Consider the following 18,869-nt stretch of genomic DNA (forward strand, 5'->3'; position numbering starts at 1 on the left):
AACGGCGGCAAGGCCGGATTTTTTATATGACCTGGGCACGTGACCCCCGAATTCGGGCTTACCTCATCGTCGCCGCGCAGATAGCCGGCGTCGCTGTTGCCTATCACGGTGCCACCAGGCTCGGGATGATGGGCTCATCGATCGGAAACATGAGTCCGTTCTGGCCGGCTTCGGGTGTCGCTCTCGTTGCATTGATGGTGTTTGGGCTACGCGTCGCTCCCGGAATCATGCTCGGCTCCCTGCCTCTCGAGATCGCGCTGGCGCCGACGATCGTTCCGGCAGTGGGAGCCTCGGTGGGGGACACGCTCGGACCCTTGTGCGGCTGCCTACTGCTGCGATGGGTGGGTTTCCGCCCAGAGCTGGATCGGTTCAAAGACGCGGCGGCCCTTGTCCTTCTCGGTGCTTTTGCGGCGACATTGGTGAACGCATTCTTCGGTCCTACCATCCTTCTGCTGACCGACCAGATTCCGGAGCGCCTCTTCGGGCCGACCCTGCTCATCTTCTGGACCGGCGACGTCATCGGGGTCCTGGCCGCCGCGCCCCTGCTCTTCTCGCTGCGCAGATTTCCCCAGCTTCGCACCATGGGGTGGCGCGCCTGGGCAGAGATCGGGTTGTTGGCCGCAGTCTCCTTTGTCGTTCCCTTTGTCGAGCTTCGTGAAGTCGGCCTGTTCTTTCTGGCGTTCCCCATCATCGCGTGGGCGGCTTTGCGTTACCAGCTGATAGCGGTCACACCGTGCACGTTCATCATTGCCGTCGTGGTGGTCGACGCGGCGACCCGCGGTGTCGGCCCGTTCGCTGGCGAGGACGTGATGAGCCGGATGGTCGAGCTGCAACTCCTCAACGGTTCGTTGGTGCTCGGCGGGTTGTTCTTTGCGGTGGTGATCAGTCAGCGCGATCGCGCACGGCTCGACATCGAGCGGGCGTGTACCCGGCTCACCGAGGTCATCGAACACATCGAGGATCGCGAGAGCCTCCTCCAGGCGGGAAAGTTGCCCTATGTGAAGGCCGCAAGCGAACTGCCTAGCCCGACCGACCCTCAGGAGTCGCCGCAGGGTGAGCGGTCACCGAACTCCGGGTGACACCGCGCCGAGCGTCTGGTCCCTCGGCGCCCACCAGCGATGGGCCGGCCCACGTCCCACGTAGGACGTGGGCGTCAACTCGCCTCCTGAGGATTCCGGTACGCCACCTGCTCCATCCCGGTCGTCGCGGTGAACTGGAGCCGATAGCTGAGGACCGCTTCTTCGCGGACGTTCATCAGGTCGGCATTGACGATCAGTGGCGTGAACGGGGTGGTCACGGTGCCGATCATCCACACATTCTCGTCGTGCGCGGCAAGGATCTGTCGACCCAGCTCCTTGCGTGCCTCGTCGTCGATCTCGGTCACCATCTGGTCGTACAACCGCTGCAGCTCACGGAACTGTTCCGGTGGCTCCACTCCCGCCTCACCACCGGTCTCGTACCACTGACCGTAGGCGGGAGCCCAGTAGGTGAAGGCCGAGGTGGGCACGTACCACACCGGGTCGACGTCCCACAGGATTCCCGCAACCGTGTAGCCAGGGATATCCACCAGGTTTCCCGTGACACGCTCTGACCACAGGGTCCGGTCGATCCTCTCGAACTGCGCCTTGATGCCCACCTCTCGCCAGTGCTGCTTGACGAGTTCGTACGCGTCGGTGGCGTTGGCCGATCCACCGTACTCGTAGGTGAAGGTGGTGATGAGGAGCTCGAGGGTCTCGCCGTCTGGCCGGAGGCGGAAGCCCTGGCCGTCCCGTGCTTCCAGTCCGGCCTTGTCGAGCAGGGCGTTCGCCTTGTCCACGTCGTACTCGGTGAACCGCTCGCCCGTACCCTCGACGAAGTAGTCGTCCTGAGGAACGGCGCACGGTTGCCGCGTACCGCCAGCGCCGCCGTAGAGGATCTTGTTGAGCTCGTCCCGGTTGAGGGCGTGGGACAGTCCGGCGCGGAAGTCGATGTTCTGCATCAGTGCGCGGAGCGCCGGATCCTTGGTGCTCTGGTTCATGTACATCGCGATCCATGGCGCGTCACTTGCCCACCGCAACACCCGGTAACCGCCCTTGTCCGCCGACTCCGCCAGCAAGGGCAGGTCGCCGATGGGGACGCTTTCGAACTGCAGGTCGAGGTCGCCGTTGATCGCCCGAAGCGTGATGACCTCTGGATCCAGCAGTTCCTCGACGAGGCGATCGACGTACGGCAGTTGGTTGCCGCTGGTGTCGACCTTCCAGTAGTAGGGATTGCGCTCGGCCACCGCTCTCGATGTGCCGCCGCCCTTGGTCTCGACCTTCCACGGCGCCATGACCGGACGGTCGGGATTGGTGGCCGGGCTGTTCCGGTCGATGAAGTAGTCGACCCAGGTGTCGAACTTCGCGTCCTTCGACTTCGCCTCCAGCTCGTCCTTCGGTACGAAGTCGGGGTGGAACTGGCTGAGGTAGTGCTTCGGTGCCAGCATGCTCCCCTGAAAGGCGCCCCGGAAGGCCAGCTGCCGCAGGAGAAGACCGTGTGGCGCCGGGAAGTTGAACGTGATCGTGTGGTCGTCGACCTTCTTGATCGTGCACGGCTTGCCACCGACGGCGAGCCACGTCGGGAACACCGGCGTGAGTTCCTTGTTGGACAGGATCGCGTCGTAGTAGAACATCACATCGTCAGCGGTGAAGGGCTTGCCGTCTGACCACCGGGCACCCTCGCGGAGGTGGAAGGTATAGACCTTCCCACCCTCACTCACCTCCCACGACTCCGCGAGCCCTGGTTCCACCTGCGTCTGTCCCGGTGCCCACTCCACCAGGCCTTCACGGGACACGATCATGAATCGAGATGATGGTGCGAGTGTCGTGGCCATGCGGATCGTGCCGCCGTAGCGTCCGACTCCCTCCAGCGGTGACACGACCGCCGGCGATCTGGGCAGACGTTCGGTGACGGGTGGCAGCTTTCCCTCCTGGACGAGTTCCGCCAGCATGGGCGCTTCCTTGCCCTGGGCCTCACCGCGGCCGGAGCCTTCTTCGTCCCGCTTCGTCGGCTCGGTGGTCAGCAGGTCGCAGCCGGTCACCAGATAGGTCCCGACGAGCGTGCCGCTCGTCCACTTCAGGAGCGCGCGCCGGTCCATGTCGGAGGCTCGTCTTCGTGTCATCGTCCGATCAACTCATCTCGAGCATGGAGGGGTGATGCAGGGAGAACTCAGAGCTCCGGACTTCCGGTCCTGACCGAACCTCCGTCGTACTTCTAGCAGCCAGCCCGAAGGTCGTCAAGGTCGCGCGGACCGATGAGGACCGGTCAAGTGCCGTCAACCGGATGGAAGGCTCGCCCGCTCGCGGACCCTCCCGTCACCTTCGAATGCGAGCAGCCGATGGGTCACCTTCTCGATGAAGTAGCGGTCGTGGCTGACCACGACGACAGCGCCCGGGAAATGGACGAGTGCCCTTTCCATCACCTGCGTACTGGTGAGATCGAGATGGTTGGTGGGCTCGTCGAGGATGACCGCCGCCGCTCCCGAGAGCAGGCACTGTGCGAGGGCGACCCTGGCCCGCTGCCCGCCCGACAGCGTGCGGATCTTCTGCTGAAGGTCCATCTCCGAGAACTGGAAGAGGGCGAGGAAGCGGTTGACCTTCCGGCGCGGTGCGTGAAACGCCATGCTGTCCGGCAGCGCGTTGACGGCGTGGCTTACGGTGTCGTCCGGATCCAACTCCGCCAGCATCTGGTTGTAGTAGATGAATCGCGTTCCCTTGCTCCACCAGACGCGACCCGCGTCAGGTGGGGACACCCCCGCGAGTACGTCGAGGAGCGTCGTCTTCCCGCAGCCGTTGGGACCTGTGATCGCGAAGCGGTCGCCGCGGTGGATCTCCAGGGAGAGGTCCTCGAAGACGACATGGGGTCCGTACGCCTTCGTGAGGTTCTCCACGCGGCAGAGGTCGTTGCTGACATAGAGGTTGTCGTAGATGCTGGTGATGATGTTGTCGACCGGGCGCGGTGTGGCGTCCTTCCTGATGTTCGCCAGTCGTCGTCGAAGGTGCGGCGTGGGGTTCCTGGCGGCTTCGCGCCGGTCGGCGATCGCCTCCTGCTCGTAGGCCAGTAGCTCCTCTTCATGGACGAACTGTCGCTCCAGCGTCTTGAGCCGCAGCTGCTTCTTGCGTACGTAGTCGGTGTAGGTCCCTTCGTACTCCTGCAGGTGATAGTTCTCGATCTCCACGATGCGATTGGCTACCACGTCGAGGAAGTGGCGGTCGTGCGAGACGACGATCAGGGCACCTCGGAACCCCTGGAACCAGGACTCCAACCATCGCAAACCGTCCAGGTCGAGGTAGTTGGTCGGCTCGTCCATCGAAAGGACGTCGGGTGCCTGCAGGAGAATTCGCGCGAGCGCAGCCCGGTTCCGCCAGCCTCCGGAGAGCCGGTCGACCGGCAGGTCGCGATGGCTGGTGCTGAACCCCAGCGTGGTCAGAACAGTGTCGATCCGGTTCTGGTAGGTCCATCCGTCGAGCGCCTCCATCTGCTCGAAGAGCGCTGCCTGCCGGGCCAGGAGTCTGGTCATCGAGGGCTCGTCGGAGGCTTCGTCGAGGGAGACCTCGAGATCGGTGAGTTCCTTCTCCACAGCATGGATGTCGGCGAACAACCCCTCCAACTCCTCGACGATGGTCTGCGTTCCGCTGAGCTCGGAGAACTGCGAGAAGTATCCGATGGTGACGCCCTCGGTGATGTCGACCGTGCCGGCATCAGCCTCTTCACGGCCGAGAACGAGATCGAGAAGCGTCGTCTTCCCGACCCCGTTGCGGCCGATGAGTCCGATCTTGTCGCCTTGGCTCAGGCGAAGGTGGACCTCGCGCAGGACGACGTTCCCGTCGAAGCTCTTGCTGACATCAGCCAGGCGTATCCAACTCACAACGACTCCTTTCGGTCGTGGAAAGCTGCGTGTGGGTGGGCGTTTCGGTGGGCTGCGTCCGGCTCGAGAACGAAAAAGCACCCGAAGCCACACCGGCCGAGGCGTACGAACCCGGCTGGAACATGGCTTCGGGTGCTCTGAGCAAAGCTTCCGTGAGCTAGCGCGCCAGTGCACTACCCGAGTACATCGACGCGTTCTCCCGAGGGGTGGTGATGAGGTTTTCGCGCACGCTAGCAGCAGCGGGCTCCGTCCGTACAACGGTTTTCCTCCGCCGCAGTGTATGTGTGTCGGCGTGGCAGAACTCAGATAACGTTCACCTGTCTCACGGGAACGAGACACCACGCACCATGGAGAGATATCAGTGACCGGCAGGAAGCAACCTCCAACCTCACGCATCACACAGCCGTACATCGTCGCGCCCGAGGATCAGGCCGCCGTGGAATTCTTCGGTCATGTCGCGCGCGTGCGGCTGGGTGGCGAGCACTCGGCTGGAGAACTGGCCATCATCGACAGCACCATGTCGCGGGGCTCCGCGAGCCCTGTGCACCGTCACCTCCACGCCGCCGAGACGTTCCTCGTCCTCGAGGGCACCCTGCGTGTGCGCGTCGACCGAGAGGAATTCAGCGTCGGCGCGGGCTCGGTCGCGGTGCTGCCGAAACTGATCGACCACGCCTTCCTCGTGACCAGCGACCACGCGCGGCTCCTCTCGCTGCACACGCCCGCGGGATTCGACGAGTTCGTCCTGGGCGTTGGTCATCCACCTGAGCTCACCGACGCCGCGATCGATTCCGAGGAACTCGCGCGCATTGCCGTCAGGTGTGGCATCGAGCTGGTCGGTCCGCCGATGACGCTCTGAGACGCTGATGCTGACGCTGACCTGGTGACCTCACTCGGCGCGACACATCGCCACCGGGCGAGGGCAGCCTGCGACGCCGGTTCCTGATGCGGCATCAGCTGGCCGGCGTACCGCGTAGATAGTGCGGCGACAGGCTGACGATCAGCCGGACATTCCCGACCACCGTCGAGTCGTCGGTGTCGACATGCGTACCGGCCCAGTCGACCGCCTGCGTGCGAAGGCCGTCGTCTCCGGCCAGCAGGACGCCGGCGAGATCAGTGAACAGCCGCTTGCAGGCCTGGTCTCCTGGGCCGTACACGCACAGTCCGTGCACGGCCCGCACCCGTTCCTCGCCGTCGTACTCGATGTTGACCCGGAGATCGTGCGCGGACTTGCCACGTGGCGTGCAGCCCATGAGTGTCGACGCACCGCTGGACGGCTCGGTGCCGGTGTCGGAGACCTCGCACGTCCATGACCGCGTTCCGGCGAGCCAGTCCTCGGCAAGGCCGGAGACCGTAACGCCGCGCAGGTGCCGTTGCGAGGCATCGGGAAAGTCAGCCGTGACGGCGGGCGGACCGGTCGGACCCACCGGCCTCGAACCCACCCGGTGGCCGACCGCCACACCCGCAGAAGCACCGACAAGAAGGGCGATCACGCACGAGACGACCAATGCCATCCAACGGCGTCGACGGACTGGGTGAGCGGGCATGTGCGGGTACGCGGGGGGCCGCGAAGGAGACGGTTGCCCCGGCGGGACGGGTGGGTGCCGTTGTTCGGCGGGGACCTGCGGAGTCATCGCGGCACCACTGTTCTCACCTCGAAGTCGATGACCTGCTCGTCGTCGGCATCCACGCGGTAGCCGTAGCCGCCGACGGCGGCGTGCGTCGTGCCGCCCTTCTCGATCTGCCGGCCGACCCAGGTTCTGATCCGCTGCGCGAACGCCGGGTCATACGCATAGGGCAGCTGCGCCAACCAGGACAGGTACGCGATGGATGTCGTGCCTGGCGGGCCGTCGACCGACGTGCTGACGCGTGCCGAGTACTCGTGGACCTGTCCTCCGATCACCTGGAGCGACAAGGCGTACTCCGTGACACCGATCTGGAGCACGCAGCTCCACCTGTCGAGGGTCCGGTTGCACTCGTGGCCCTGCGTCTTCAACGTACGAATGACGCTCGCCGCCTCCAGCGACGGTATGCACAGGTGCGCCGAACCCCTGCACGGCAGAGGGCCGAAGTCAGGAGTGTCGCGGTTCGCCACCGTGTACCCGCCGAGCCCACCGGCCGCGCAGGCGAACATCCCGACCAGCAAGGAGAGGAGTACGGCACGTGGCGTGCTCATATCGCGCCTCCGCGTACGAACGCTGCCCACCGCTGGAGGAACGCCCGCCCTCGCACGCCCACGACGCGTCGGCAGATGCCGTCGAAGATCGGCGTGTCGACCAACGAGGCTCCGCCGATCTCGCCCTGCTCGATGACGCTCGCGTAGAACTCGACCGCGGCGTTCTGTCCTTTCACCTTGTCGACGTAGGCGAACACCGAGGCACCCAGGTCGTAGTTGAACGCGACGTTCTCGCCGTAGAACGCGTCCGACTCAGGTGGCTTCCCGGAGAACCGGCCTTCCAGCACCGCGACCCGTACGACCAAGCGCAGATCAGCCATTCTGCTCGGGCTGCCCACCGTCTCCACCCATCGGGCGAAGCCCTCGATCGCCCACCTCGGCGCCGCGGTGACGAGCCCGCCGAAGCCGGCCTCGACGCTGGTCGCGCGGGCCGTGACCGCGTGCGCCAACTCGTGGCGCATCACGAGTTCGGGATCGCTCCACGGCCCGCTGCCCTGCAGGTTGACGACGATCCGTGCACCGGCGTACTGGCCGCTGTAGGCTTCGCCGCTCTTTCGTACGCCCTGCAAGGGAATCTGGGCGCCCTCGACTCTCGGGTCGAAGTTGTCGTAGGCACCGATGCTGTACCAGTTCTTGAAGTTCTGGGTGTTCTTCGTGAGAAACAGGATGTGGCCGGGAAACGTGAGACGGTCACCCCAGATGGCCTCGATGTCGCGGAGGTGTGTTCTCGCGGCGTCGGCGTACTGCTCGAGATCGGTGACACTGCCGTCGCCCGCGATCCAGACCTTGCCCGCCCGGATGATGTGCAGTGGCGTGTAGTTCCACGGCGCGTCGGCCATCGGCCCGTTCACCCCGAGTTCCTCGGCCGTGTGGACGTCCAGTCCCTTGATCTCGACGATGGCGAGCTTGTCGTGCCGAGCGACCAGCGTGTACTGGAATGTCTCGGCGGGCGCGAACCCGTCCGTCTGGACGTCAGTCACGAGCTGGGTGATCTGGATGACCGGATCGAAGCGGAGCAGCCTGCCCTCCTCGGCATGCGATGCCCGGTCGAGAACGTAGTCGAACCGGGTGAACTCGAGCTGGCGCAGGTTGGCGAAGACCATCTTCTGCTCGCTGATCAGCCGGCGGTTTCGATCGTCGATGTCGGCGAGGAAGGTGCGCTCGTCGTCGTTGCGCAGCGCTTTCACCCGGCGGTCGAGGATCTCGCGTAGGGCCTGGGTCTGGGGATCGGTGGAACTCTGGTGGCGAATGACCTTGATGGTGGGCCGCTCCGCCTGGCCACAACCCGCCGCCGCGAGTCCGGCCAACAACACCGCCCGCCTGGACACTGACACACCGCCATCGCGGCTTTGGGTGTCGAGGTCGAGGTGCGTTCCCATCCGGCACACACCTCCTCGGGACGAATGGAGATTCCGTGCAGCCCATCCGTCCTTGGCCGCATCGTGAGCAGGGCAGGGACTTCGAGCTCCTGAACGATGCGATGGTGGCCGGAAGTACGCCCACTGGCGCGCAGAAGCTACCACCGGCCGTGCCACCATCGGACCTGAATTCCGACGAGGTCCGGCAGCGGACACGACCCCGGGGGAACCTCACCCGAGGTGTACGTGAACGCAGAAAGAAGCCGGGTGGCCCGAACGACTCGGTTGTTCGGGCAACCCGGACTTCTCGGACAGGGTTTGAGGGCGGAAGGTGCCTAACGAGCGGGGTCTGATGCGTCGATGGCCGCCATGTCGACCAGCTGGTAACCATCCTCTGTCTCGACGTAGTAGAGCCGCTCGTCGCCCATCATCCGAAAACCGCCACCGTCCAGGGCCGCGACCCTGCCGGCCTTCCCCGTCCTGATGTCGTAGATGACGGACCTGGACCCGTCCTCGGCGAGAACGAAGCGATCCCGGGCCGGCTGGTTGCCGTACGTGACCGAGGTCATGACGCTCCCGACTTCGCGGTGGCCCGTGCCGTCGCGGCGCTGTACCGCCCCGCCGTCGTCCGTGGCGCCCACACACCACTGCACCCGACAGGTCCACAGACCGTCGCGTTCGGTGGCAATGCGTTCCTCCCCGGTCTGGAGGTTGCGCAGCGTCCGATAGGTGATCTCGTCCGGCATGCTGCCGGACCAGGACTGACGCGACCGCACCGGAGTGCCGACCCACGGCCAGTCGACGAGGCCGAAGTCGTCGGTCCCCTCGATCAACTCTGCCTCTCCTCCGGCAGCCAACGGAGCCTGGTAGACGCCGCCGCCGGAGTGCGACCACATCACCTGGCCATCGGTGATCGCGATGTCACCTTCCACGCCGCCCTTGGCGTGGACGCGACCGACCAGATGCGCCTCGCCGCCCGCGAGGGGTGCTGCCCACAGCTCGACGCTGGGCAGGCCCATGTCCGGATGGGCGATCCACCACACGACGTGTCCCTCGCCGACGGTGAAGTTCGAGGCGAAGATGGTCGCGTCCTTCGGCGTACGCACGGTTGTCACCTTGCGGGCGGTCCGGTCCTGGATGTCGTACAACCACAGCTCGCCGACGTTCTCGAAGCCGGCGTCGACCGAGACTAGGACCGTGCGGTCGTCGACCATGGTCTGAGGACGGAACTTCCGCCCGTCGGCCAGGCGGTCGGGGACGTCATGGACGGCCGCGGGCCAGATCTTCTCGACGGGCTCGGAGGTTGGAGCCTCCCGTCGCACCTTGCCGGACCCGGCAGCGGGCAGGTCGGCCGGCGGGTCGGCGGGCGTGAGAGTCGTGTCCCCACCGGACGCCCCGGGCGTGCCGAACAACGCCGCGGAACCTCCCGCCACCGCGAGGACGGCACCGGTCGCGAGGAAAATCTGCCCTCGCTGCCTCCGGCGTCGGTGCCGCCGTTCCAGCTGGTCGAGCAGCCCGGGTTCAGGTCTCGGTGCCCGGCCTGCCGCGCTTTCCAGCGTCGTCACCAGTTCGTGTTCGATGCGTCGTGTCATCGGAGCTTTCCCTCCTTTGCGCCAGCGTCGGCCGGCTCGGCAGGTTCCGGGAAGCGCGACCGCAACTTCTCCAGAGCTCGGGCTGCCTGACTGCGGACGGTCCCGCGAGAGATCTTGAGGATTCCCGCGATCTCCTCATCGGTGAGGCACTCGTAGTAGCGCAGCACCAGGACCGCCCGCTGTCGCCGCGGAAGCGGTCAACGCGTCCCACAGGCCGTCCCGAAGCTCGGCCAGGTCGAACGTGTGGTCGGTGTATGGCTCCTCGGGCATCGTCGCGACCAGCGTCTCGCGGCGGCGTCGTCGCCAGATGCTGACGTGCAGCCGGGCCATCGTGGTGCGGACGAAGGCCTCGGGTTCGCGTTTGTTGGCGACCCGATGCCATGCCGTACGCAAGCGGACGAGTGCCTCCTGCATCAAATCGGCGGCATCGTGCGGGTTTCCGGTCAGGACGTAGCCGTAACGAAGCAACGCCGGTGCCCGGGTCGCCACGAACACCTCGTAGTGCTCGGTCTCGTCATTCACACATGGCCCCCTTTCCTGCATCCGAGACGCGGCACCCGCCGGAACTGTTGCATCACCCCGCCCATGCTCTTCGGCACGAGGTGAGAGGCACGGATAGTCGCGAGGAGGGGCAGATGGGCGGCACGAGGTCGGATCCGGTGTCAACATGTGAGGTAAACCCGTCGCAGTAGGTCGTACTTCTACCGGTTCTCCGCTGTGAGGAACGCCGGGGTGCAGTCGGTGCTGAACACCGGAGCCGGCGTGCACGCCTCCCTGGTGATGACGAGCGCGGTGGTGCTCTGCCCAGTACACGTCGAAGGTGGCGGGAACAGCGGAGTCGGGTGGTGCGGTCACCACCGTTCACCGCCGCCGCTCAAATGCCGAACTTGGTTGGATCTGTAGTTTTTGCCGTGCATTAACTCTTTCCTCACCGATTCGGGACTTAGAGGCTGATCAGACCGAACGGGTGTTTCACGACCGCAGTAGCCCCGATGCATCGCTTCGTTTTTTCTGTCAAGATGGCGTTATGGCGCGTAAGAAGACCACGGTGTACATCGAGGAGTCGCTGCTGCGGGCAGCCAAGATCGCTGCCGCTCGATCAGGCAAGCGCGAGTACGAGATCTTCGAGGAAGCCCTGAGCCGGCACCTTGGATTCACTCGTGCGGTCGAGAACATCTGGACCGGCATCAGCCCCGAGGATGCTCCCACCGAGGAGGAGGCCGCCCGAATCGCGGCCGAGGAGCTCGCCGCCGAGCGAGTCGAACGTCGCCGCAAGGCGGGCTGAGTCCTGGCGCCGAGGATCCGGGTCGTGATCGACCCGAACGTGTGGATCGCGGGCCTGATCAACCCGTACGGCACCCCTGCCCGGGTGATCGAAGCGGTCATGGCCGATCGCATCACAGCGGTGGTCTGCCAGGAGCTGCTCGACGAGCTGGCCGGCGTCCTCGCCCGTCCAAAGTTTCGACGCTGGATCAGTCTCGACCAGGCGGCGGCGTTCGTGGAGACCCTCGGGGCTCGAGCCGAACACCACAGCGACCTCGGCCCGCCCGAACGTCGGGTGCGTGACCCAGACGACGACCATCTCGTCGCACTGGCCGATGCCGCGGTAGCGATGCTCGTGACCGGGGATGCAGACCTGCTCGAGGCGAAACTCGATCCGCCAGCGACTACACCACGGGAGCTTCTGGACACGCTCTAGCACGCCACGCCGCATACCGCGGCCTAAGAGTGGTGCGGTACTCGGTGTCGGGTAGCGACGCCCGTCCGCTGGCCGGCTACCGGGTCGGCGGGGGTGGGTCGACGGTGCGGTTCAGCCCGAACGTGTCCTCGCCGCTGACCACGACGCACGCGTGGCCGGGGAAGAGTGGTGGCGCATCCTGGTCGAGGAGAGCGACGAACGGCACGGTGTACCTCGCCGACAGCCCCATCCGGCGCCGGTCGGAGGTGTTCTTGTGCGAGTGGTGCAGCAGGCGTTCGTTGAAGATGAAGAACTCGCCGGGACGCAGCACCATGTCGACGGCAGCGGACGTGTCGACGGCGGCGGGGTCGGCTTCCTGCCCGAACGCCATCCCTTCGCGCGCCGGCAGATGTCGTACGACGGTGCGGTGTGAACCGGGGATGATCTGCACGCAGGAGTTCTCGGTCGTCACCTCGTCGACTGCCATCCAGATGGAGATGTTCAGCGGTGGCTCGATCGGCCAGAAGTTCGCGTCCTGGTGCCAGGGGATCTCCTTGCCACCAGGGTCCTTGGTGAAGAAGTAGCTCGCCCAGACCACGATGTCCGCACCGATCAGGCCGCGGAGCCTGCCGACGATCTCCGGCGCCGCGATCACGTCGTGGAGGAACCGGTGGTCGAGGTGCCTCGCCTGGAGTGGGTTCTTCGGGTTGCGGCCGGGCGTCGGCAGCACCTCGTCCTCGATCCGCCGCCGGAGGCCGGTCATCCGGTCCACCGGCATAGCGGTGTACGGGCCCAGGAAGCCGAGCTCGTGGAACTGCCGTACCTCGTCGCGGCTCAGCGTGGCGGCCGCCCGCCCGGTGGTGAGCCCGGTGGCGTGCCCGGTGACCTGCTCGGTGGCGTGCTCGGCGGCATGCCCCGCGGCCGGCGTCGTGGTCGTCGTCATAGGTCGATCGTCCCGCGTGGGTGGCACGGGCTCCATGCCCCGGTTCGTCGGAAGTTTTGCACTGGATCGGTGTGTGAGAATCGGCCGCGTGGTGTCGCGCTGGCAGCAGGACTGGCTCGATCTGATGCGGACCGAGGGCGACCAGGTGGTCGGCACGCTCTTCGGTTACGACCGGCTGCCAGGCACCTGGGCGCTCAATTTCCCGCGTGGCCTGCCCGAACACCTCGTCTACCTCGTCGTGGCGGGATCGGCGGGCGGCGAGGTGGCGGGCATGGAGGTGTCCTTGGCCGCGGGATCGTTCTTCTGGGTGACTCCGGCGACGCCCTTCCAGTTGCATGCAGCCGGGGATGCCGGCCTCACGTTGTACCGCCTCCGGGTGGCGAGCGACACTGCCGGCTGTCCGGCTGGACACCTGGTGGTGCCGGGCGCCTGGCAGGTGCGTACGACGTTCGATGCCCTGGTCATCGAGCTTTCCGGTGCCCTTGCGTTCCGTGCGGAGCGGTTGCGGGCGTTGCTGGTCGTCCTCTTCTCAGACGTCTTCCGGGCGGCGGCGCGGCATCGGCGTACACCCCCGCTCGACGATGATGACCGTGCGGCGGTGGAGTCCTACGTCGATGCCCGTCCGGCGGAGCGCCTGAGCGCGGAGGACCTCGCGGCGGTGGTCGGGCTCAGCGAGGACTACTTCGTCCGCCGGTTCCGCCAGACGTTCGGGCTCGCGCCGCGGTCATGGCTGGTCAGGCGACGGATCCAGGCCGCGATGCTGCGCCTGGACGAGTCGAGTGACCCGGTAGCGATGGTCGCGCGGGAGCTGGGCTACCCGGACGTGTTCCTGTTCAGCCGCCAGTTCAAGGACGTGACAGGCATGTCGCCGCGCGCATGGCGGGCGAGGGGTTCGGTGCTTCGCTGACCCTTGTCCACAGCTGACTGCCGGTGCTGGCCACTTCCCGCCTGGTGACCAGCACCGCCAAGACGTGCATGCTGTGACGCGAGTATGCGTATAGCGGGTAAGCGACTCCACGATCTCAACAGGCGGCCACAAGTGCCGGGCGCTCGACCAGGAGGACCAGATGAGACCGGACGGCAACAACCCTGGTGCCTCCACGAGGCGGCGTTTCCTGACGACAACCGGCTTCGTGACGCTGGCCGCCGCGTCCCTGCCCGGCTGCGACCTGCTCTCCACCGACCCCGGTGGGGGACGGGACGCCGGTCGCAACCGCGGTCGGCCCGGCGCCAAGGAGTCGCCGATGCTGGCTGACCTGGTCAAGGCCGGGAAGCTCCCGAAGCTGGCCGAACGCCTTCCGAAGGTGCCGCTCACGGTCACGCCCGTCGACGAGGTGGGGACGTACGGCGGCGAGTTGCACAGCGCGATCCTGGGGGCCGCCGAGGCGATCCAGCTCAACCGGGTCGTGGGATATGACTACCTGATGCGGTGGAGCCCGGACTGGGACCCGGAGCCGATCCCCAACATCGCCGAGTCGGTCGACGTCACGCCCGACGCGAAGCAGTTCACCTTCCACCTACGGGCCGGAATGCGCTGGTCCAACGGCGATCCGTTCACCGCCGAGGACATCGCCTTCGCGCAGAACGACGTCTTCAACAACCGGGACCTGTTTCCCGCCGCAGCGGCGAACCCGGTGACGGCAGAGGCGCTCGACCCGCAGACGGTCCGGTTCAGCTTCGACAATCCGCACGGGCTGTTCCTGCAGGAACACGCCTCGACGGTGGGACAGCAGTTCGTCACCAAGCCGGCGCGCTATCTCAAGCAGTTCCACAAGAAGTACAACCCGGATGCGGAATCCCTGGCGAAGAAGGAGAAGTTCGCGAGCTGGACGGAACTGTTCTTCGCGAAGACCGACATCTGGGTGAACGCCGATCTGCCGACACTCTTCGCCTGGAAGATCAGCACCGGTGTCGGCGACGGCGCGCGCGTCATCCTGGAGCGGAATCCGTACTACTGGAAGACCGATCCCGACGGGCGGCAGTTGCCGTACATCGACAAGGTTGTCTACGCGGTCATCTCCGATCCGGAAGTCATCCTCACGCAGGTCCTTGCCGGTGACAACGACTTCCAGCTCCGTCCGAGCAACACACTGGCCAACAAGCCCGTGCTGGCCAGAAGAAGAGAACAGGGCGACTTCCGCTTCGCCCAGGCCGTCCCGTCCAACATGAACACCATGGTGGTGTGCCTGAACCTCACCCACAAGGATCCGGTCCTGCGCGAGATCTTCCGGAACAAGGACTTCCGGATCGGACTCTCCCATGCGATCAACCGCCAGGAGATCATCGATGCGGCGTACCAGAAGCAGGGTGAGCCGTACCAGGCGGCACCGCGACCGGAGTCGGAGTTCTACGACGAGGAGCATGCCAAGCAGTACACGGAGTACGACACGGGTCTCGCCGCCGAACATCTCGACCGGGTCCTGCCGGAGAAGGACTCCGAGGGATTCCGGCTGCGTCCCGACGGAAAACGCCTCAGCATCACGATCGAGTTCGCGACGGCAATCTGGCCCGAATTCCCCAGTGTGCTGGAACTCATCAGAGGCTACGCCAAAGAAGTGGGCCTCGACATCAGGATCAAAGGCGAGGACCGCGCCCTCTTCGACGTACGCACCGGAGAGGCGCAGCAACACGAGGCGGCGGTCTGGCAGGGCGCCGGTGGCTGGAACGACATCTACCTCAACCCCTACTACTACCTGCCGGTCAGCGCGGGTGCGACGTACTTCGGCCGCGCCTGGTGGGACTGGTATCTCAGCGGTGGCGAGAACGGCGAAGAGCCACCGGCGGCGACGAAGCGGCAGTTGGAGCTCTGGGACCAACTGCGGGCGGAAGCCGACGGCGGGAAGCGCACCTCGCTCATGAAGGAGATCCTCGCCATCACCCGGGACGAGTTCTACACGATCGGGATCAACCTCCAGCCCGAGGAGTACGCGACCGTCGCGAACCGGGTCCGAAACGTTCCCGACGAGATGCCGAACTCGTGGGTCTATCCCAGCCCCGGCCCCACGAACCCGGAGCAGTACTTCATTGCCTGACACCGCATTGCCTGACACCCGCGACCTGATCGGAGTGATCACCGCATGCGTCACGAAGAATTCTCCGCGGACCTGACCGTCATCGGCGGCGGCCTTGCCGGTTGCTGTGCGGCGATCGCGGCCGCCCGCCAGGGCGCCAGTGTGGCCCTCGTCCAGAACCGTCCCGTTCTCGGTGGAAACTCCTCCAGTGAGGTGCGGGTCTGGGTCTGCGGCGCCACCGGTCACGGCTCGCATCGCTACGCCCGCGAGACCGGCATCATCGGCGAGATGTTCGTGGAGAACCAGTTTCGCAACCTCGACGGGAATCCGTACTACTGGGATCTCGTCGTCCTCGAAGCGGTCCGCGACGAACCGAACATCACGCTCTTTCTCAACACCGACGTCCGCTCGGTCGAGTCCGACGGTCCCGACGACGCCCGGGTCATCCGTGCGGTCACCGGCTGGATGATGGGCTCGGAACGGGAGATCCGGTTCACGAGCCCGACCTTCATCGACTGCACAGGCGACGGTTTCGTCGGGTTCCTGGCCGGCGCGTGGTACCGCACCGGGTGCGAGTCCCGGAGCGAGTACGACGAGTCGTGGGCCCTCGAGGACGCGGACGACTCCACGTTGGGCAGCACGATTCTCTTCTACACCAAGGATGTCGGGCAGCCGGTGAAGTACGTACCGCCGAAGTTCGCCCGTGACATCACCACGACGTCGATCCCGGAGCGGCGGATCATTCGTACCGACCTCAACGGGTGTGCCTACTGGTGGATCGAATGGGGTGGGGAAAAGGACGTCGTCCACGACAACGAGGAGATCCGCGACGAGTTGCAGGCGGCGATCTACGGCATCTGGGACCACATCAAGAACTCCGGCAAGTTCGACGCCGACACTCTCACGCTGGAATGGATCGGTGCGGTCCCAGGAAAGCGGGAGTACCGCAGGTTCGTCGGCGACCACACGATGACGCAGCACGACGTGTTGGGCCAGGAGTTCTTTCCCGACCGCGTGGCCTTCGGTGGTTGGTCGATCGACCTGCATCCTCCCGGCGGGATGTACGCGACCGAACGGGGATCGCGCCACTGGCACGCGGACGGCAATTACCACATTCCCCTACGGAGCCTGTATTCGCGCAACGTCACGAACATGTGGATGGCCGGCCGCAACATCAGCTGTAGCCACGTGGCCTTCGGCAGCACCCGGGTGATGGCGACGTGTGCGGTCGTCGGCGAGGCGGCCGGGACGGCGGCGGCCCTGGCGACGCAGCGTGGCATCTCGCCGCGGGAGCTGGCGACACAGCAGATCGCCTTGGTGCACAGGGCGATGGTGAGATCGGACGCCTCGCTGCTCGGCGTGGAGAACACCGACCCCGCCGACCTCGCGTTGGCCGCCCGTGCGAGTGCATCGTCGACGCTGCGGAACCTGGCGGTCGAGACTTCGGCCAGCACGCTCGCTCTCGACACCCACGTCGGCATGGTGCTGCCGGCGGATCCGCGGCTCGGCTCGCTCGAGCTGCTGGTCGACGCCGACTCCGACACGGAGCTGACCCTCGAGGTGCACCACACCGGCAATCCGCAGAACTACATTCCCACCGAACTCGTGGAGACGGCGACCACGCCCGTGCCGGCGGGCCAGAAACAGTGGGTGACGCTCACGTTCGACTGGACACCCGGCCACCCGCAGAACGCCTTCGTGGTGGTGCGGGAGAATCGCCACATCGCTTTGCACTGCAGCGATTCGGCCGAGCCTGGGACGTTGTTCTTCCGCCACCGCACGCCTCCGCCGGGCGAGATCTACACCGAGCAGTGGCGGGAGTGGAAGCACATCCTGAACCGGGCGAGCGTGTGTTACCGCCTCGGCAGAGCGACGGACGCGTTCGACGCGCGGCACGTGATCGGCGGGTATGCGCGACCGTACGGCGGCCCACAGATGTGGGCGTCGGAACCACTGGCATGGGACGAGCAGCCGTGGGTGGAGCTCGCCTGGGAGGACCCGGCGACGTTCCGCGAGGTCGCGCTGATCCTCGACGACGAGGTGGAGGAGGATCTCATCAACCTTCACCACCATCGCACGCCGTACGACGTCATGCCCGGGTTGGTACGCCATTACCAGATCCAGGCCGAGGTCGCCGGGGATTGGACCACGCTCGTCGACGTGCAGGACAACCGCCGCCGCCACCGGGTGCACCAGCTCGACACGGACGTCACGGCGCGGCGGCTGCGGGTCGTGATCGAGTCCACCAACGGCGCGCCCCGGGCGCACGTGGTGGCCGTCCGGGTCTACGCCGAACCACGTTGAGCCGGGCGCTGGCCTTGGCATTGGGTGAGGGTGCCCTTCCTCCAGCGCGGCATTGGATGATGGTGCCCTTCCTCCAAGGGCCGGGACGGCAAGGGCATGCACATGACGAGTACTAAGCTCTGGGTATGCGTGAGGAGGTCACCGGGTCGTCGCAGAACCAGGCCCTGGCGCGCGGGCTCGAGGTGCTGCGGGTGCTGGTCGACGAGAGCGAGCCGGTGACGGGCACCGAGATCGCCCGCCGGCTCGGCCTCCATCAGAGCTCGATCTCCCGCATCCTCGCCACCCTGACCGAGGTGGGGTACGTACGCAAGACCGCCAGGGGTTTCGCCCCCGACTTCGGCGTCCTCTCGCTGGCCTCGGCGACGTCGCAGTTTCCGCTCATCCAGAAGCCGCGTGCGGCGATGAAGCAGATCGCCGCCAGCTGCGGAGGGCTCAGCCCGTCGCTCGGCATGCTGTGGCGGGGCCAGATGATCTACTTCCTGCGGACGACCGAACACGGGGACACCATCGACTTCTGGTGGTCGGACTACCCGATCCACCTCTCGGCACCGGGACTCCGGCTCCTCGTGGACCTCCCGCGCGAGGAGGCGCTCGCGATCCTGCGCGGATCGCGACAGCGGTACGGCTGGGACGGGGAGAAGGGCGTCGTGCCGGCGTCCGAGGAGGAGGTGCTGGACCTCGCCGCGAAGAACGTCGCGCACGACGTGATCGTGCTCACCGGGTGGTTCCGGCGCGGATGGATGGGCGCGGCCATACCCGTCGAGGTCGAAGGGGAGCACCGGGTCGCCCTCGCCCTGGCCGGCCCGTCCGACGTGACCGACCTCGCGACACTTCAGCTGTGGTTGCACGACGCGCGTCGTACGGTGGAGGCCGCCCTCCGCCAGCCCACGACCGGCCGGTGACCGCGCACCCTCGGTAGACGGCC

17 protein-coding genes are annotated in these 18,869 nt (G+C 66.2%); 8 read left to right on the forward strand and 9 right to left on the reverse strand.

Annotation, left to right across the window (positions count from 1 at the left end; genetic code table 11):
- Nucleotides 1–26 precede the first annotated feature (26 nt).
- Entirely contained in the window at nucleotides 27–1,079 is a 1,053-nt protein-coding gene (locus tag ABN034_RS21595) for an MASE1 domain-containing protein (RefSeq protein ID WP_349692806.1), read from the forward strand.
- 74 nt (nucleotides 1,080–1,153) lie between these two features.
- Here ABN034_RS21595 and ABN034_RS21600 read toward each other — a convergent pair whose 3' ends face one another.
- Nucleotides 1,154–3,139 (reverse strand): ABC transporter substrate-binding protein, encoded by a 1,986-nt coding sequence (locus tag ABN034_RS21600; protein ID WP_349692807.1) that lies wholly within the window; start codon nucleotides 3,137–3,139, stop codon nucleotides 1,154–1,156.
- A gap of 153 nt (nucleotides 3,140–3,292) precedes the next feature.
- A complete protein-coding gene (locus ABN034_RS21605) occupies nucleotides 3,293–4,885 on the reverse strand; it encodes an ABC-F family ATP-binding cassette domain-containing protein (protein WP_349692808.1) in 1,593 nt (530 codons plus the stop codon).
- 436 nt (nucleotides 4,886–5,321) lie between these two features.
- Here ABN034_RS21605 and ABN034_RS21610 point away from each other — a divergent pair, with 436 nt between their 5' ends.
- A complete protein-coding gene (locus ABN034_RS21610) occupies nucleotides 5,322–5,741 on the forward strand; it encodes a cupin domain-containing protein (RefSeq protein ID WP_349692809.1) in 420 nt (139 codons plus the stop codon).
- Nucleotides 5,742–5,835: 94 nt separating this feature from the next.
- Here the strand turns inward: ABN034_RS21610 and ABN034_RS21615 are convergent, their stop codons facing one another.
- The 6 genes from ABN034_RS21615 to ABN034_RS21640 all read right to left on the reverse strand — a co-directional run bounded on the left by ABN034_RS21615 (nucleotide 5,836) and on the right by ABN034_RS21640 (nucleotide 10,530).
- The gene (locus ABN034_RS21615; RefSeq protein ID WP_349692810.1) at nucleotides 5,836–6,309 is read right to left on the reverse strand and encodes a hypothetical protein; all 474 of its coding nucleotides are present in this window, start codon (nucleotides 6,307–6,309) and stop codon (nucleotides 5,836–5,838) included.
- A 203-nt stretch (nucleotides 6,310–6,512) separates the two neighbouring features.
- Nucleotides 6,513–7,058: a hypothetical protein gene (locus ABN034_RS21620; RefSeq protein WP_349692811.1), complete on the reverse strand. Its 546-nt coding sequence runs from the start codon at nucleotides 7,056–7,058 to the stop codon at nucleotides 6,513–6,515.
- The gene (locus ABN034_RS21625) at nucleotides 7,055–8,437 is read right to left on the reverse strand and encodes a hypothetical protein (protein WP_349692812.1); all 1,383 of its coding nucleotides are present in this window, start codon (nucleotides 8,435–8,437) and stop codon (nucleotides 7,055–7,057) included. Before ABN034_RS21625 ends, ABN034_RS21620 begins: the two co-directional genes overlap by 4 nt.
- A gap of 314 nt (nucleotides 8,438–8,751) precedes the next feature.
- On the reverse strand, nucleotides 8,752–10,008 hold the full coding sequence (locus tag ABN034_RS21630; protein WP_349692813.1) for a hypothetical protein: 1,257 nt from the start codon (nucleotides 10,006–10,008) through the stop codon (nucleotides 8,752–8,754).
- Nucleotides 10,005–10,175 (reverse strand): RNA polymerase sigma factor, encoded by a 171-nt coding sequence (locus tag ABN034_RS21635; RefSeq protein WP_349692814.1) that lies wholly within the window; start codon nucleotides 10,173–10,175, stop codon nucleotides 10,005–10,007. The genes ABN034_RS21630 and ABN034_RS21635 overlap by 4 nt, the downstream gene beginning before the upstream one ends.
- Entirely contained in the window at nucleotides 10,144–10,530 is a 387-nt protein-coding gene (locus tag ABN034_RS21640) for a sigma factor (protein ID WP_349692815.1), read from the reverse strand. Before ABN034_RS21640 ends, ABN034_RS21635 begins: the two co-directional genes overlap by 32 nt.
- Before the next feature lie 505 nt (nucleotides 10,531–11,035).
- On the opposite strand from ABN034_RS21640, the gene ABN034_RS21645 reads away from it, so the two are divergent.
- Nucleotides 11,036–11,293 (forward strand): hypothetical protein, encoded by a 258-nt coding sequence (locus ABN034_RS21645; RefSeq protein ID WP_349692816.1) that lies wholly within the window; start codon nucleotides 11,036–11,038, stop codon nucleotides 11,291–11,293.
- 24 nt (nucleotides 11,294–11,317) lie between these two features.
- Nucleotides 11,318–11,707, forward strand: a complete 390-nt coding sequence (locus ABN034_RS21650) for a putative toxin-antitoxin system toxin component, PIN family (RefSeq protein ID WP_349692817.1) — start codon at nucleotides 11,318–11,320, stop codon at nucleotides 11,705–11,707.
- 76 nt (nucleotides 11,708–11,783) lie between these two features.
- Here the strand turns inward: ABN034_RS21650 and ABN034_RS21655 are convergent, their stop codons facing one another.
- Entirely contained in the window at nucleotides 11,784–12,629 is an 846-nt protein-coding gene (locus tag ABN034_RS21655) for a phytanoyl-CoA dioxygenase family protein (RefSeq protein ID WP_349692818.1), read from the reverse strand.
- A gap of 73 nt (nucleotides 12,630–12,702) precedes the next feature.
- Here ABN034_RS21655 and ABN034_RS21660 point away from each other — a divergent pair, with 73 nt between their 5' ends.
- From ABN034_RS21660 to ABN034_RS21675, 4 genes are all read left to right on the forward strand, one after another.
- On the forward strand, nucleotides 12,703–13,536 hold the full coding sequence (locus ABN034_RS21660) for a helix-turn-helix domain-containing protein (protein ID WP_349692819.1): 834 nt from the start codon (nucleotides 12,703–12,705) through the stop codon (nucleotides 13,534–13,536).
- Nucleotides 13,537–13,696: 160 nt separating this feature from the next.
- On the forward strand, nucleotides 13,697–15,661 hold the full coding sequence (locus ABN034_RS21665) for an ABC transporter substrate-binding protein (RefSeq protein WP_349692820.1): 1,965 nt from the start codon (nucleotides 13,697–13,699) through the stop codon (nucleotides 15,659–15,661).
- A 45-nt stretch (nucleotides 15,662–15,706) separates the two neighbouring features.
- The gene (locus ABN034_RS21670) at nucleotides 15,707–17,944 is read left to right on the forward strand and encodes an FAD-dependent oxidoreductase (RefSeq protein ID WP_349692821.1); all 2,238 of its coding nucleotides are present in this window, start codon (nucleotides 15,707–15,709) and stop codon (nucleotides 17,942–17,944) included.
- A gap of 125 nt (nucleotides 17,945–18,069) precedes the next feature.
- Entirely contained in the window at nucleotides 18,070–18,846 is a 777-nt protein-coding gene (locus ABN034_RS21675; protein ID WP_349692822.1) for an IclR family transcriptional regulator, read from the forward strand.
- Nucleotides 18,847–18,869 lie beyond the last annotated feature (23 nt).

It is taken from the genome of Actinopolymorpha sp. B11F2 (genome assembly GCF_040195635.1).
Taxonomy (GTDB): Bacteria; Actinomycetota; Actinomycetes; order Propionibacteriales; family Actinopolymorphaceae; genus Thermasporomyces.

Bases quoted from the DNA above. Each gene is read 5' to 3' on its own strand.
- ABN034_RS21595 (WP_349692806.1), top strand. From the start codon at position 27: ATGACCTGGGCACGTGACCCCCGAATTCGGGCTTACCTCATCGTCGCC.
- ABN034_RS21600 (WP_349692807.1), bottom strand. From the start codon at position 3,139: ATGACACGAAGACGAGCCTCCGACATGGACCGGCGCGCGCTCCTGAAG.
- ABN034_RS21620 (WP_349692811.1), bottom strand. From the start codon at position 7,058: ATGAGCACGCCACGTGCCGTACTCCTCTCCTTGCTGGTCGGGATGTTC.
- ABN034_RS21625 (WP_349692812.1), bottom strand. From the start codon at position 8,437: ATGGGAACGCACCTCGACCTCGACACCCAAAGCCGCGATGGCGGTGTG.
- ABN034_RS21630 (WP_349692813.1), bottom strand. From the start codon at position 10,008: ATGACACGACGCATCGAACACGAACTGGTGACGACGCTGGAAAGCGCG.
- ABN034_RS21645 (WP_349692816.1), top strand. From the start codon at position 11,036: ATGGCGCGTAAGAAGACCACGGTGTACATCGAGGAGTCGCTGCTGCGG.
- ABN034_RS21655 (WP_349692818.1), bottom strand. From the start codon at position 12,629: ATGACGACGACCACGACGCCGGCCGCGGGGCATGCCGCCGAGCACGCC.
- ABN034_RS21665 (WP_349692820.1), top strand. From the start codon at position 13,697: ATGAGACCGGACGGCAACAACCCTGGTGCCTCCACGAGGCGGCGTTTC.
- ABN034_RS21670 (WP_349692821.1), top strand. From the start codon at position 15,707: ATGCGTCACGAAGAATTCTCCGCGGACCTGACCGTCATCGGCGGCGGC.
- ABN034_RS21675 (WP_349692822.1), top strand. From the start codon at position 18,070: ATGCGTGAGGAGGTCACCGGGTCGTCGCAGAACCAGGCCCTGGCGCGC.